The organism is Oscillospiraceae bacterium, from assembly GCA_025757985.1.
In the GTDB taxonomy this organism is placed as follows: Bacteria; Bacillota; Clostridia; order Oscillospirales; family Ruminococcaceae; genus Gemmiger.
This window is the reverse complement of record CP107210.1, coordinates 1,199,670-1,212,802: the sequence shown is the minus strand read 5'-3', so window position 1 is coordinate 1,212,802 and position 13,133 is coordinate 1,199,670. Positions and strand designations below refer to the sequence as shown.

Below are 13,133 nucleotides of genomic sequence, written 5' to 3'. Positions count from 1 at the left end.
TGCGGAGAGAGAGATCACCACTTAGCCTTGGTCTCCACGACCTTGCCTGCGATGTAAAGGTGATCCAGCTCCTCCCCCTTGATGACCATTTCCTCATAGGCCGGGTTAAAGGGGTGCAGCACGACCGAGTTGCCGCGCTGGATGTACTTTTTCAGCGTACCTTCGCCGTCTGAACCGTAGACCAGCACACCAAGGTCGCCGTTGTCGAGCGTATTCTGGCGGTGGACAAGCGCAAGATCGCCATCGGAAATGCGCGGCTCCATACTGTCACCCTTGACAACCAGAAAGAAATAGTTCTCCGGGTCCTTGACGCAGGCGTATTCCTTACCGTAGTCCTCCTCAAAGGCCAGCGCACCGTACCCGGCGCGCACCGTGCCAACAACCGGGACTTGAGACTCGGTATAACGGCTGAACGCATTGCGGCCCACAGCAGAGGACGCGTCCGGCTCCTTGCGCAGCCCCAGCAGGACATCGGCAGGGGTGTCGAGGATTTCAGCCAGGCGTGCCACGGTCTGCGGATCCGGGGTGGAACGCCCCGTCTCCCACTTACCGACAGCCTGCTGCGTCACTCCCAGCATCCGGGAAACCTCTGCCTGGCTGTATCGTTTGGCCTTGCGGGCCTCTTTCAAGCGCTCTGCAAACATCGGGAAAACTCCTTTTTCAATAGGATAAAGCTGTATCTTGTGGAAATCCCATTTCATTGCTCCCATTATACAACTACCCATTGTTTTTGTAAAGAGGTTTCCGCAACTTTTTTCAAAAATAAGTTGTAATTTTATCTTGACAACAACCGTAAGATGTATTATAGTAGTCTCATCAAGCGGATCACATTCATCCGTTGTTATTTGCGGCGGGGCAGCCTTTGCGGGGCAGCCTCATCAGGAGGTATCGGTATGAACTGGGAACTCATCAAACACAAGCTTTGCAGACTGATTGCAACCACAGCCATCCTGCTGGCCGGTGCGATGGTAAGCGCGGCCGCTGCCGGCTCCATGCCGCTTTGGGCTGCGCTGCTGGGCCTTTTTGCGTCCGTTGTGCTGCTGAACGCCGTATGCGGTATTCTGCTGGGTGCCCCGTCCCGCACTGCCGAGGCTGTTCTGCCTGCAACGCACAAGCGGCCTGCCGTTCAGCTGCAGGTCGTGCGCGGCGGGCACGCCGCCTGACAACACGCCTACTCCTATTCGTTGTGATACATATAACTGCAGCAAGCCCCGCACGCTTTTTGGCCGTGCGGGGCTTGCTGCAAAGAAGGCTCTATGCTACAATGAGGAAAACGAACCAAGGATGTGACCTGCATGAAATTGTTGGAAGTCTGCGTGGACAGTCTCGCCTCCGCCCGCGCTGCCGGGCAGGGCGGGGCAGACCGACTGGAGCTTTGCAGCGCACTGGCCGTGGGCGGTCTGACGCCCTATGCCGATCTGCTGCGCCAGATCAAGGCGGAGATCAGCCTGCCTGTGCGCTGCCTGATGCGGCCGCGTGCGGGGGATTTTCTCTACACGCAGGAGGAAATCGACCTGCTCTGCCGCCAGATCACGGCGCTGCGCGCCGCCGGAGCGGACGGCTTTGTCATTGGCGCCCTGACACCGGCGGGGGATCTTGATCTGCCCGCCATGCGCGTTCTGCTGGACGCCTGCGGCGGCGCCCCCGTCACCCTGCACCGCTGTATAGATGTCTCCCGCGATCTGTGCGGCACCTACCGCGCTGCCGCCGCACTGGGCATCGACACCGTGCTGACAAGCGGCGGGGCTGAGAGCTGCCGCAAGGGCACAGCCCAACTGGCTGCGCTGCTGCGCCTGCGGGATGCGCTGAACGGCCCCGAGATCCTCATCGGCGCAGGGGTCAGCGCCGCCGTCATTGACGAGCTGCGCGCTGCGTTGCCCGGGGCGCGGGCCTTCCACGCCAGCTGTAAAAAGCTGCTCGACAGCGGCATGACCTTCCGGCGGGAGGGCGTCCCCATGGGCCTGCCCGGACTGGACGAGTGGCACATCCAGCAGACCGATGCCGAGGCTGTGAGGGCGGCGAAGGATGCGGTAATGCGGTAACGCGGGCGGATATAGAATCACCCCTGCATTAAAGCAAGAAGCAAAACCCGCCTGCCGATTTTTTATCAGCAGGCGGGTTTCAATTTTCATCATAAGGGTCATCAAACAGCCCGAACATCGAGGTTTTTTCAAGATCCGGCACAGTATATTCCCGAATCTGCCGCACAGGCTGGAACCCGCCGGTATCCTCGGGCGCGCGGCGGCCATGATGGGCGCGGGGGCGGCTTTCTGCGGCCATAGCAGCCTCCGGCTCGGCATAGGACGGCATACCAGCCTCCTCGTAATCGGGCGTCAGCTCCAGCTCCTCAAGAAGGCTCTGGATGGCTGCGCAGTCCTCGGGCACATCAGTCAGGCTCGCGCCGTAATGACAGAACAGTACGGTGCCGTCCCGGTCCAGAATCAGCGTCAGCGGCAGCTGCTGTTCAGCACCCTTTACCGGCTGGTAGCCCTGCTTTTTGGCCTCCCGCAGGATGCGCCACCCCTCCAGCGAATAGCTCATCAGCGTGCTTTTGCTTGTGGGTATGGCAAGATGCTCATACAGCACGCCCGCTGCATCGCAGAGCAGGGGATAGGGCAGCGTGTCCGGCCCGATGCTGCGCGACAGCTTGTCCGCGCGCGAGCGAACCACCAGCGCAAAGCCGCCGTCATGCAGTGCGGCGTAGGTGTCGGCATAGCGGCTTGCAAAGGTGCGCGTAATGGGATGGCCGAAGTTCGCCATAAAGACCACCACCAGCGGGGCGCTGGCCTGCAGCAGATCACGGAAGCGATTGCGGGCGCTGTAGGGCGTGTCATACAAAAAGAAGGGGAGTCTGTCCCCAACGCAGATCCGCTCCGCCACGGCCAAGCACCCCTTTCCTCAAAAAACATAACTCAAAAACCCGGACAGGAAGTCCTGCCCGGGATAGTTCTGTAAAAACCCCGCACAGCCGTCTGCAACCAATCAAAACCTACCGGTACAGGCAGGTGGGTACCCTACAAGAGCGTTCATGCTCCCTTCTTCCGCCGAAGCGGGAGGTCTGCAATCCGGTCCTCGACCCGGGTTCCCAAAATTTGATTAGTAGGATTCTATAAGGCCGCAACAAATCGAACCGCGCAGGGTGAAAAAGCCGTTCGGCCTTTTACTGCAATTCAGAATCGTCGATATCGTACATAGCGCGCAGGCGCTCCTCGAACACCTTGCCGACGGTGATCAGTTCCTCATCATCGTCCACGATGTCCATATACTCGCCCTCATCATCGGTGCCGATGCGCATCAGGATCAGCTCAGCATCCTCCTGCAGGCTCTCGGGATCCTCCTGATAGGGGATAACAGCCAGATAACGGGTGCCGTTGACCTCGGTAGCGTCGATCACCTCAAAGGTGACCTCCTTGCCGTCCTCATCCTCCAGCGTCAGCAGATCGGGGGCAGCTTCTTCCAGCATTTCCGGGCTCAGTTCGTCAGACATAAGTGACCTCCTGTGGTCGTTCGTATTTGATGCTTATAGTGTACCCTTTTTTTCTTCAAACGTCAAGGGTGTTCAAGCGGGAAGTTCTGTGGTATAATAGCTTTAATTGGATTTTTACGGAGGTTGCCGCCATGCACAAAAAACTCTGTCTGATGCCCGCGCTGGCGCTGGCCCTGCTGTGTGCCTGCAGCAGCGGCGAAAAAAAGACCCCACCCACCCGTCCGGCTGATTTCGTCAGCAGTGAGCGGCAATTCACCGCGCCCGGCAGCGGCGATATCATCGCCATTTTTGATACCTCTCTGGGCGAGGTGCGCGCCGTGCTTTACCCTGATGCCGCACCGATGGCCGTTTACAACTTTGTGGGGCTGGCCCGCAGCGGATATTACGATAACACGACGATCTGGCGCAGCGAGTACGGCTTTGCCGTGCAGGGTGGCGATGCGACCGGCACCGGTACGGGCGGCTCCACGATCTGGAGTAACAACCCCTACCCGCTGGAGGCTGACGCGGGCCTCAAGCACTACGCCGGGGCGCTCTGCGCTGCGTTTGCGGCGGGCGGCGATGCGACCGGCGGCAACAGTCAGTTTTATTTCGTGACCGCCCTGCCGGACAGTGTGAGCAGCAGCGATCTGCAGGCCGAGCTGACTGCCAACGGCTACACCGACGCGCAGGTCGCGGCCTACGCTGCCGTGGGCGGCTTACCGTACCTAGACAACACCGACACGGTGTTCGGTCAGGTATATGCGGGCATGGAGGTCGTGGACGCGATGGCCTGCGTTGACACGGTGAAGGATGATGACGGAAACGACACCTTCCGCCCCACCGAGGAAGCCGCTATCACAATCAACCATGTAACGATCACGACCTACACAGCCGAGGCGGACAACGGCCTTGATACGGTAGGCTGATACCAACAGTATATGCAAACCCGCCCCCGCAGAGCGTTGGCAGAACTGCCAAACTTTGCGGGGGCGGGTTGTCTATTATGCTATTTTCAAAGGCTTCCCCCGAGGGGCTGCGCCCGCAGGCGCGTGTCGGAGCGCAACCGCCGAAGGCGGCTCTTAGCGCGGAGACTGAAGCTGTCACCGAAGGTGACTGATGAGGGCAGAGCTGACCAAGCTGACCCGTTTACGGGCAACCGTAGCAAACCCGCCCCCTCATCCGGCCTCGGCCACCTTCCCCCAAGAAGGGGAAGGCTTTTGAGGTTTATTTCTTTGTGTTTCCGCCCATGCGTCTGTCGCGGCGGGCATACTCAGCCAGTGCCTTGTCAAAGCACTCCTTGGTAAAATCGGGGAAAAGGGTATCGGTAAAGTAGAACTCCGCATAGGCGCACTGCCACAGCAGGAAGTTGGACAGCCGCTCCTCGCCGCTGGTGCGGATCATCAGATCCACCGGGGGCAGGTCGCGGTAGAGATGCTTCTCGATGGTTTTTTCATCGATCTCCTCGGGCTGCAGCGCACCGGCCTTGACCTCAGCTGCGATTGCGCGGGTGGCATCGGTCAGCTCGGCATGGCTGCCGTAGTTCAGGCAGAAGTTGACGATACCCTTTTCGTTGTCCTTCGTCAGATCCATCATATAATCCATGGCATCCAGCACGCGCTGCTGCAGCCCCTCGCGGCGGCCGCTGAACAGCACCTTGCAGCCGCGCTCGTTCATCTCATCGGCAATGGTGCGGAAGTTGTTGGCAAACAGGTCCATCAGATAGCCGACTTCCTTGGCATCGCGGCTGAAATTCTCGGTGGAGAAAACATAGAGCGAAAGCACAAAGACGCCGCGGTCACCGACGGCATAGCGGGTGATCTCACGCAGGCGGTCAAAGCCGGCTTTATGGCCCATGCTGACGGGCAGCAGGCGCTGCTTGGCCCAGCGGCGGTTACCGTCCACGATGATGGCTACATGGGTAGGAAAGCGGGGTTCAACTGGATTCGGCATAACAGTTCTCCTTTTTTATTGCTCGGGGCGGACCAGCTCCGGCGGTTCCTCGCCGGGGTGATGGGCGCGCCAGTTCAGAAAGCTTTCCAGAATGACGGCAGCGGAGACCGAGTCCAGCCGCTCCTTGCGCTTGGCACCGAATGTATCGTTATCGGCCAGAATAGCGGCGGCGGACACGGTGGTGCGGCGCTCATCCCACATCACAACGGGCACGCCCGCCGTGTTGGCAAGGCGCTGGGCAAAACGGCGGCTCTTGCTGGCTCGGCTGCCCTCGGTGCCGTCCATGTTTTTTGGCAGGCCGCAGACAAGTCCCTCCGCCCCGCGGGCGGCAAAGACCTCCGTCACAGCGGCGGCAACCTTGTTCATGCTTTTCTCTTCGATCTGCGGCGTGATGGGGGAGGTGATCGTCTCCCCGGCATCGCACCCGGCAAGCCCGGTGCGGGAATCGCCATAGTCAACGGCAAGCCATTTCATGGGCAGGGCTCCTTTACATTTTGTCAGATATAGATATTATAGCATAAAAAATCCGCCCTGACCAGCAGGGCGGGAGATTTTGTTTGCCTTGTTGCTTTGCCTTCCCCGTGGGGGGGAGGTGGCCCCGCAGGGTCGGATGAGGGGTGGGCTTGCTACGGTTGCCCGTAAACGGGTCAGCCTGGTCAGCTCTGCCCTCATCAGTCACCTTCGGTGACAGCTTCCCCCGTGGGGGAAGCCCTTGGGGTACTGTAGGGGTCGATGCTTGCATCGACCCGCGGGGCGTCGAGGACGCCGCCCCTACAAACTCAGACCAGCGAGCCCTTCAGCCGCTTATCCAGCTGGATCGTCAGCATGGCGGCCAGAACGATCTTCACGGCATCGCCGGGCAGGTAGGGCAGCACGCACCAGCCCAGAGCGCTCACAAGGTCAGCACCGGTCAGCGTCATGAACCAGATCGTGCCCAGCAGGTAGCAGGCGGCGCAGCCTACGACCATCGCAGCGCAGAGCGCCCAGAATTTGCGGCCCAGCACCCGGACCAGCAGGGCCGTGATCAGCGCAGTCAGAATGTAGCCGATGGCGTAGCCGCCGGTCTTGCCGAAGATCGCGGACGGGCCGCCCTGAAAGTTGGCCAGCACCGGCACGCCGATGGCCGCCAGCGCAATAAAGACCACTTGGCTGGCCGTGCCCCAGACGGGGCCGAGCATCGTGCCCGCCATGTAGACGGCAAACAGTGCCAGATTGATGGGTACGCCCCAGGGCATCGGAACGGCGATCTGGCTGCAGACGGCAACCAGCGCGGTGAACATGGCACACAGCACCATGCGGCGGACATTGTCAGTAGTTTTCGTCATACTTTCGTACTCCTCTTGTTGAATGGTAATTTATAGCATTGCCGTATCCTGCCCGGGTGCCGCCGCAGCGGCTTCTGACAGAATGCAGCGATGTTTTACAGCAATCGAACGCCGGCCTCGCCGCTGGTCAGGGAAGCAGGACGGCTTTCACCGTCATAGCGCACGACAAGCCTGCATTCATCATCAATGCCCAGCACGGCGGCGGGGCGCGGTGTGCCGCTGCGCGGCGTGACCAGAACACGGTGGCCCGCCAGCGCCAGACGGCTGCGGTATTCGTCCAGATACCCGCTGCGCGGGCCGGTGCGGTACAGCGGCCAGAACTCGTTCAGAAACGCCGCTGCCAGCGCTGCCCGGGCACCGGGCGCCGGGTCGCCGTCAAACAGCGCCCCCGCCACGCTCTGCAGCTCCGCAGGCCAGCCTTCGGCCGGTGCCACCACATTAAAGCCCAGCCCCAGCACCGCATAGTCCAGCATACCGGACTCCAGATCGAGCGCGGCCTCGGTCAGGATGCCGCATACCTTGCGCCCGTTCTTCCAAAGGTCGTTGACCCACTTGATGCGGATCGGTGCCCCGCAGAGCTTTTCAGCCGCGCGGGCGGCAGCCACTGCCGCCATGGCGGTCAGGCCCACAGCCTGCCGGGCACCGATCTCCGGGCGCAGCAGGATGCTCATATACAGGCCGCCCGGCGGGGAATAGAAGCTGTGCCCGCCGCGCCCTCGCCCGGCAGACTGTGCCTGTGCGATCAGCACCAGTCCCTCGGGCGCACCGGCATCGGCACGGGCGCGCAGGGCGGCATTCGTACCGGGCAGCCGATCCACGACCTCGATCTGCAGCGCGTGCAGGGGTTCCGGCGCAAGCAGGGCCGCCACGGCGGCGGCGTTCAGCACATCAGCGTCTGCGGCAAGGGCGTAGCCGCGGTTCGTCACAGCCTCAATGGGGATTCCGTCACTGCGCAGAGCAGCCACAGCCTTCCACACCGCTGTGCGGCTGACGCCCAGCTGCGCGGCCAACTCCTGCCCGGAGATATACCGCCCGCGCGCCGCGTCCAGCGCCGCCAGCACCTGCTGCTTGACCATATCCACACCCCCCTGTAAGCCCGACTGTAGGCCAGTATACCGCGCCGCAGGCCGAAATGTCAACGCCTTTGCAGTGTTACGGTTGACAATCAAAGCAAAAAAATGTCCCGCCGGGCAGGCGGGAACGGCAAAAGCCCCGCAGGCATTGTGCCTGCGGGGCTTTTGCTATGATGCAAACAGATTTAGTGGGAAAAGTCTAACTTAGCGCTGGATACGGCCGGAACCGTCGCCGCCGGCCAGCTTCTCGACCTCGGAGACAGTGACCATGTTGTAGTCGCCCTCGATGGAGTGCTTCAGGGCAGAAGCAGCAACAGCGAACTCAACAGCGTCCTGCGTGGACTTGCCGTTCAGCAGGGCATAGATCAGGCCGCCGCCGAAGGAGTCACCGCCGCCAACGCGGTCGATGATGTGCAGGTCGTACTTCTTGGAGAAGCAGTACTCATTGGAGGCAACATCGTACAGCATGGCGCTCCAGCCGTTGTCGAAGGCAGAGTGGCTCTCACGCAGGGTGATAGCGACCTTCTCAAAGCCGAACTTGTCAGCCAGCTGCTTGGCAACACTCTTGTAGCCCTCGCGGTTGATCTCGCCGGCGTAGATGTCGGTAGCCTCGGCCTCGATGCCGAAAACGTCCTTGGCATCCTCCTCGTTGGAGATGCAGACATCGACATACTGGCACAGGTCGGTCATGGCAGCGCGGGCCTGCTCACGGGTCCACAGCTTGCCGCGGTAGTTCAGGTCGCAGCTGATCTTGACGCCATGAGCCTTAGCAGCCTTGCAGGCCTCGCGGCAGATCTCAACAACATTCTCGCCCAGAGCCGGGGTGATGCCGGTGAAGTGGAACCAGTCCACGCCCTCGAAGATGGCATCCCAGTCGAAGTCAGCGGTGGAAGCCAGCTGAATGGCGGAGTTGGCGCGGTCATAGATGCAGACGGAACCACGCTGAGAAGCGCCCTTCTCGTTGAAGTAGATGCCAACGCGATCGCCGCCGCGGGTGATCTTGCTGGTGTCAACGCCGTAGCGGCGCAGGCTGTTCACAGCGGCCTGACCGATGGCATGAGCGGGCAGCTTGGTAACGAAGGCTGCATCGATGCCGTAGTTGGCCAGAGAAACAGCAACATTGGCCTCGCCGCCGCCGAAGGTGAACTCCAGATTGTTGGCCTGAACGAAGCGCTCATAGTTGAACGGCTGCAGACGGATCATCAATTCGCCAAAAGTAACGACTTTCATGGTGAACTCCTTTTAATTCAATATTTTTTAAGATAGGGGAGCGGGGCATCGAGGCCGCCGCCCCCTGGATTTACATTGGGATTACGCCAAATCAGCGCTGGACCAGATGGAAGGCAAAGCCTGCGATCTCGTCAGCAAAGTAGATGGCAACGGTCTTGCCGTCCTTGACATTTTTGCTGTCCATGTCGAACTTGACACCGCGCTGGCCGAGGTGATAGATAGCGCGGTCAACATTGTTGGTCAGGATAGCAATGTGGCCATTGGTGCCGCGGCCCGGCTTCTTCATGATCTCGAATTCCTTCTTGCCCACGAAGATGCTGGAGTTGCCGGGCTTGACAGCCATGCTCAGCAGGCTGGCGATGGTCTCGGCGGTCTTGGCGGCCTCGGCCTCGTTCTCGCAGTTGATGCCGATGTGGCCCAGCTCAAGGCCCAGCATGACATCAACGGCCTCGCGGCTCATTGCGGCGATCTCGTCCCAGGCACCGGCCTTGATCTTGTCGCTCTTGCACATCCAGGTGCCGCCGACGGCGATGATCTGGTTGTAGCCGAGATAGTTGTTGACGTTCTTGGCGTTGACACCGCCGGTGCACATCCACTTGCAGGTCTTGAGGGCAGCGCCGATGTTCTTCAGCTTGTCCACGCCGCCGTTGGCCTCGGCAGGGAAGAACTTAACGCACTCGCAGCCCATGTTCATAGCCTGCTGCATCTCGCCGGCGGTGGCGGTGCCGGGCATCATGATGCCGCCCTTGTCGATGACATGCTGGCAAACCTCGGGGTCAAAGCCGGGGGCAACGATGAAGGAAGCACCGGCAGCCATAGCGCGGTCAGCCTGATCAACGGTCAGGACAGTGCCGGCGCCCAGCAGCATTTCGGGCAGCTCCTCATGGATCTTCTTGATGCAATCCTCGGCGCAGGCGGTGCGGAAGGTGACCTCCGCGGCCGGCAGGCCGCCGTCCATCAGGGCCTTGCACAGGGGCAGGGCCTCATCCACGCTGTTGAAGGCAATGACCGGGATAATGCCGATCTCGTAAACACGCTGCAAAACAGAATTCATAGCAATTCTCCTTCACTCATTCTGTGCGGGTGCCCGGCACCGTATGCCGCGGCAGGGCTCGCACTCGGTTACTTTTATTATATCCAATGGGCGCGCGTGCGTCAATCGGGCAAAAACACGCAGGAAACCGCACGATTTTTGTCACTTATGCTAAGGATTCCGCAATTCGGAAAAGAACTTGAAAAATGCTGCAAACTTTGTTATAATCGTTCCATAATACGGAACGAAAAGCAACCCCTGCGTTCCGTACGAAATTATGAATTTTTTGTTAAATTTCATTGGGAGGCCTGTGGTATGGCAGAAAAAGGCGGCGTACAAAGCGTGGAGCGCATCTTCCAGCTGATCGAGCATCTGGCGGCGCACCCCACCGGGGTCAGCCTGCAGACGCTGGCAGGGGAGACCGGGCTTGCCAAAAGCACCGTTCACCGGCTGCTGGCCAGTCTGGTCGGGCTGGGCTATGTGGTGCAGGACGAGGAAAACGGCCATTACCGCCTGACCCTGAAGATGTTTGAGCTGTCGAGCGGCATTGTGGACAGCATGGACATCATGGGTGTGGCCAAGGCGCATCTGGAGCGGCTCTCCCAGCGCACCGGCGAGGCTGTGCATCTCGTGATCCGGGACGGGCGGGACATCGTCTACATTTATAAGACCGAGAGCGGCCCGATGCGGATGTCCAGCCGTGTGGGCCTGCGCAGCCCGCTGTACTGCACCGGCGTGGGCAAAGCCATTCTGGCCACCCTGCCCGGCGATGAGGTGGAGGATATCTGGACCCACAGCAATGCGCAAAAGCTGACCGCCCGCACGATCACCGATCTGGAGGAGCTGCGCAGCCAGCTGGTGGAGGTCCGCGCCAACGGCTACGCCATTGACGATGAGGAAAACGAGCTGGGCGTCCGCTGTGTGGCCGTGGCCATCCCCGGGCCGGACGGCCGCGCGGAGAGTGCGTTTTCCATCAGCGGTCTGGCGCCCTACATGACGCCCGAGCGGATCCGCCGCATTGCCACGCTGGCGCTGGACGCCCGGACGGATATTCTGGCAGATTTAGGGTTGCGGTGAAATAGGGTGTATTTTTCACGTCCGGCAACAGGTAAAGCCCCTCCGGTCATCGCTTCGCTCGACCACCTCCCCACTGCGTGGGGCGGCCTTTTTGCGGCCGCAGGCCGCCAGAAAGGCTCCTCACAATGTGGGGAGCTGGCCGAGCCTGCGAGGCCTGAGGGGCTTTGTCGGGCCTTGCCGCGGCAGCCTGTAGGGGCCGGGCATGCCCGGCCCGCGACTTGGCGGACATTGCAGTTTTCCGGTTTGTCTCCTTTTTTATATTGCTTTGTAGGCAAGTGTCCAGCCCCCTCCACGGCGGCCAGAGGGCTGGCCGCCCTACAAACTCCCGTTTACGGCAAGGGCTTTATCCCTCCCGGGGCGTGGCAACAATCTGCGGGGCGTCGGGGACGCCGCCCCCCAGATTGTTTTCTTCACTCTTCGCTACGATCTATTCCCCGCAGCAGTTCCTCCGCTGCTACCCCGTACAGCTTCGCCAGCGCCAGCAAGTTTGTCGTGCTGGGGTCTGCGCTGCCGTTCTCCCATTTGGAGACCGTCTGACGGCTGACGCCTAAGCTTTCGGCTTCAAACTCCTGCGTCATATGGCAGCGGGTACGGTGGGCCTTCAGTGTCTCTCCCAGTGTCCGCTTCGCGGCCTGCTTTTCCGCCCGCACCTCCCTGCTGCCGATGTACTTTTTCAGCGCCCGCGCGATCAGCACAAACAGGTACACGACCGCCGTCAGCAGCGCTACCGTCAGCACAAGATTCAAAATCCCCCACCATGCTGCAAATGCCATCTCTATTTCCTCCTTCGTGGATTTTTCTGCCCCCAGTATACCAGACTGTGCCGCATTACACCATCAACTATCGCGTATATTTTGGGTTACATTGCAAAAAGCGGCCTGTCTGCGTTCTTTCCGCAGACAGGCCGCTTGCTTTAAAACTGTTCCAGAATTGCCAGCAGCTTGTCAAGGCTGCGCTCGTTGAACTCCAAAATCAGAATATCGCACCCCGGCGCGTCGACGATGCCCGCGTCAAAGGTATCGATGTGCTCGCGCCAGCTGGCCGCAAACCGCGCCTGCAAATAGGGCATATAATACTCACTGAACGAGTCGCCGATGACCCGCACGGCGCGGTCATCTTTTTCAAACAGTTGGGCGTAGCCGGGCACGGTGTAAGTCTCCTCGGCGGGCAGGCTGGCGTAAAGCGCCGCCACATTGGCCATATCGCCGGTGGTCGTTCCATCAGCCTCCACCGGGTAGCTCTCCGGGGAGAGGGTCGGCATATCCAGCGCTTCAAAAATACCGTCCAGCCCATACAGCGCGCCCACCGCGTTCCAGTGGGTGTCCGTCTTGTAGTAGAGCAGCCGGTCAGGGTTCTGGCGCGCCTGACTGCGCAGCAGATCATACCGCCACACCACCGGCACCGTTGTGTGGCTCTGCAGGTAGGCTGCCAGCAGGTCGGTACGGTTCTGCTCGTTCACGATGGGGTAGCCGTCCGGCATATACTCCTGATAAATGCGGTCCTTGCTGGGCGTCAGGTCCAGCACCAGCGTGCAGCCGTTTTCTGCCAGCCGGTCATTTAAGATCTGCAGCCCCGCGCTGGCCTCGGCCAGCACCTCGGCACTGTCGTTCAGTTCAGTCAGGCCCTGATAGTTTGCCATCGGCTGGGCAGCGTTCGGCCCGTCCTTGTAGAACAGCCACCCTTTCTTGCCGGGCAGCACCTGATCGCTCTGGCTTGTGCCGAACAGCGCATAATCCAGCCCGGCGTTGACCAGCACAAACTGGTAACGGAAGGGAGAATTGTCCACCAGAAAGTTATCGAGATTTCGCGGCAGCTCCCGCAGCGGGCTGTGAAGCACCTGCGGCAGGCCGGTCATCAGCCGGTTCTCATGGCTGTCCATCGACAGCTGCTTGGAAAAGATGTTGAAGATCGGGAACGCCAGTCCGATCACGGCGCAGAACACGCCGATAAAACCGATCTTTATCGCTTTGCGCATC

The 13,133-nt window shown here is 60.6% G+C and carries 15 protein-coding genes and 1 other RNA gene; 4 read left to right on the top strand and 12 right to left on the bottom strand.

Annotated features, from left to right (window positions below):
- Positions 1 to 14: 14 nt before the first annotated feature.
- Entirely contained in the window at positions 15 to 644 is a 630-nt protein-coding gene (locus OGM67_06130) for an XRE family transcriptional regulator (protein UYJ35885.1), read from the bottom strand.
- Between the two features lie 249 nt (positions 645 to 893).
- Between OGM67_06130 and OGM67_06125 the strand changes: the two genes are divergently transcribed.
- On the top strand, positions 894 to 1,163 hold the full coding sequence (locus OGM67_06125; protein UYJ35884.1) for a hypothetical protein: 270 nt from the start codon (positions 894 to 896) through the stop codon (positions 1,161 to 1,163).
- Between the two features lie 132 nt (positions 1,164 to 1,295).
- The gene (locus OGM67_06120; GenBank protein ID UYJ35883.1) at positions 1,296 to 2,042 is read left to right on the top strand and encodes a copper homeostasis protein CutC; all 747 of its coding nucleotides are present in this window, start codon (positions 1,296 to 1,298) and stop codon (positions 2,040 to 2,042) included.
- 79 nt (positions 2,043 to 2,121) lie between these two features.
- Here the strand turns inward: OGM67_06120 and OGM67_06115 are convergent, their stop codons facing one another.
- The 3 genes from OGM67_06115 to OGM67_06105 form a co-directional block, all read right to left on the bottom strand.
- Positions 2,122 to 2,880, bottom strand: coding sequence for a hypothetical protein (locus tag OGM67_06115; protein UYJ35882.1), 759 nt, complete (start codon positions 2,878 to 2,880; stop codon positions 2,122 to 2,124).
- A 73-nt stretch (positions 2,881 to 2,953) separates the two neighbouring features.
- A non-coding RNA gene (gene ssrS / locus OGM67_06110) (6S RNA) lies at positions 2,954 to 3,144 on the bottom strand.
- Positions 3,145 to 3,160: 16 nt separating this feature from the next.
- On the bottom strand, positions 3,161 to 3,487 hold the full coding sequence (locus OGM67_06105) for a DUF1292 domain-containing protein (protein ID UYJ35881.1): 327 nt from the start codon (positions 3,485 to 3,487) through the stop codon (positions 3,161 to 3,163).
- 131 nt (positions 3,488 to 3,618) lie between these two features.
- Between OGM67_06105 and OGM67_06100 the strand changes: the two genes are divergently transcribed.
- Positions 3,619 to 4,395: a peptidylprolyl isomerase gene (locus tag OGM67_06100; GenBank protein UYJ35880.1), complete on the top strand. Its 777-nt coding sequence runs from the start codon at positions 3,619 to 3,621 to the stop codon at positions 4,393 to 4,395.
- A gap of 298 nt (positions 4,396 to 4,693) precedes the next feature.
- Here OGM67_06100 and uppS read toward each other — a convergent pair whose 3' ends face one another.
- The 6 genes from uppS to eda all read right to left on the bottom strand — a co-directional run bounded on the left by uppS (position 4,694) and on the right by eda (position 10,101).
- Positions 4,694 to 5,419 carry a polyprenyl diphosphate synthase gene (gene uppS / locus OGM67_06095; protein ID UYJ35879.1) on the bottom strand — a complete coding sequence of 242 codons (726 nt, stop codon included), beginning with the start codon at positions 5,417 to 5,419 and terminating at the stop codon, positions 4,694 to 4,696.
- Positions 5,420 to 5,434: 15 nt separating this feature from the next.
- On the bottom strand, positions 5,435 to 5,893 hold the full coding sequence (gene ruvX / locus OGM67_06090) for a Holliday junction resolvase RuvX (protein UYJ35878.1): 459 nt from the start codon (positions 5,891 to 5,893) through the stop codon (positions 5,435 to 5,437).
- A gap of 305 nt (positions 5,894 to 6,198) precedes the next feature.
- Positions 6,199 to 6,744, bottom strand: coding sequence for a biotin transporter BioY (locus OGM67_06085; protein UYJ35877.1), 546 nt, complete (start codon positions 6,742 to 6,744; stop codon positions 6,199 to 6,201).
- A gap of 95 nt (positions 6,745 to 6,839) precedes the next feature.
- Entirely contained in the window at positions 6,840 to 7,820 is a 981-nt protein-coding gene (locus OGM67_06080; protein ID UYJ35876.1) for a biotin--[acetyl-CoA-carboxylase] ligase, read from the bottom strand.
- A gap of 201 nt (positions 7,821 to 8,021) precedes the next feature.
- Complete coding sequence (locus tag OGM67_06075) at positions 8,022 to 9,047, bottom strand: sugar kinase (protein ID UYJ35875.1); 1,026 nt, start codon at positions 9,045 to 9,047, stop codon at positions 8,022 to 8,024.
- Positions 9,048 to 9,138: 91 nt separating this feature from the next.
- Positions 9,139 to 10,101 (bottom strand): bifunctional 4-hydroxy-2-oxoglutarate aldolase/2-dehydro-3-deoxy-phosphogluconate aldolase, encoded by a 963-nt coding sequence (gene eda / locus OGM67_06070; protein ID UYJ35874.1) that lies wholly within the window; start codon positions 10,099 to 10,101, stop codon positions 9,139 to 9,141.
- A gap of 294 nt (positions 10,102 to 10,395) precedes the next feature.
- Between eda and OGM67_06065 the strand changes: the two genes are divergently transcribed.
- Positions 10,396 to 11,157: an IclR family transcriptional regulator gene (locus tag OGM67_06065; protein ID UYJ35873.1), complete on the top strand. Its 762-nt coding sequence runs from the start codon at positions 10,396 to 10,398 to the stop codon at positions 11,155 to 11,157.
- 410 nt (positions 11,158 to 11,567) lie between these two features.
- Here the strand turns inward: OGM67_06065 and OGM67_06060 are convergent, their stop codons facing one another.
- Together OGM67_06060 and OGM67_06055 are read right to left on the bottom strand one after the other, a co-directional pair.
- Positions 11,568 to 11,930, bottom strand: coding sequence for a helix-turn-helix domain-containing protein (locus OGM67_06060; protein ID UYJ35872.1), 363 nt, complete (start codon positions 11,928 to 11,930; stop codon positions 11,568 to 11,570).
- 140 nt (positions 11,931 to 12,070) lie between these two features.
- Entirely contained in the window at positions 12,071 to 13,132 is a 1,062-nt protein-coding gene (locus OGM67_06055) for a hypothetical protein (protein ID UYJ35871.1), read from the bottom strand.
- Between the last annotated feature and the right edge of the window lies 1 nt (position 13,133).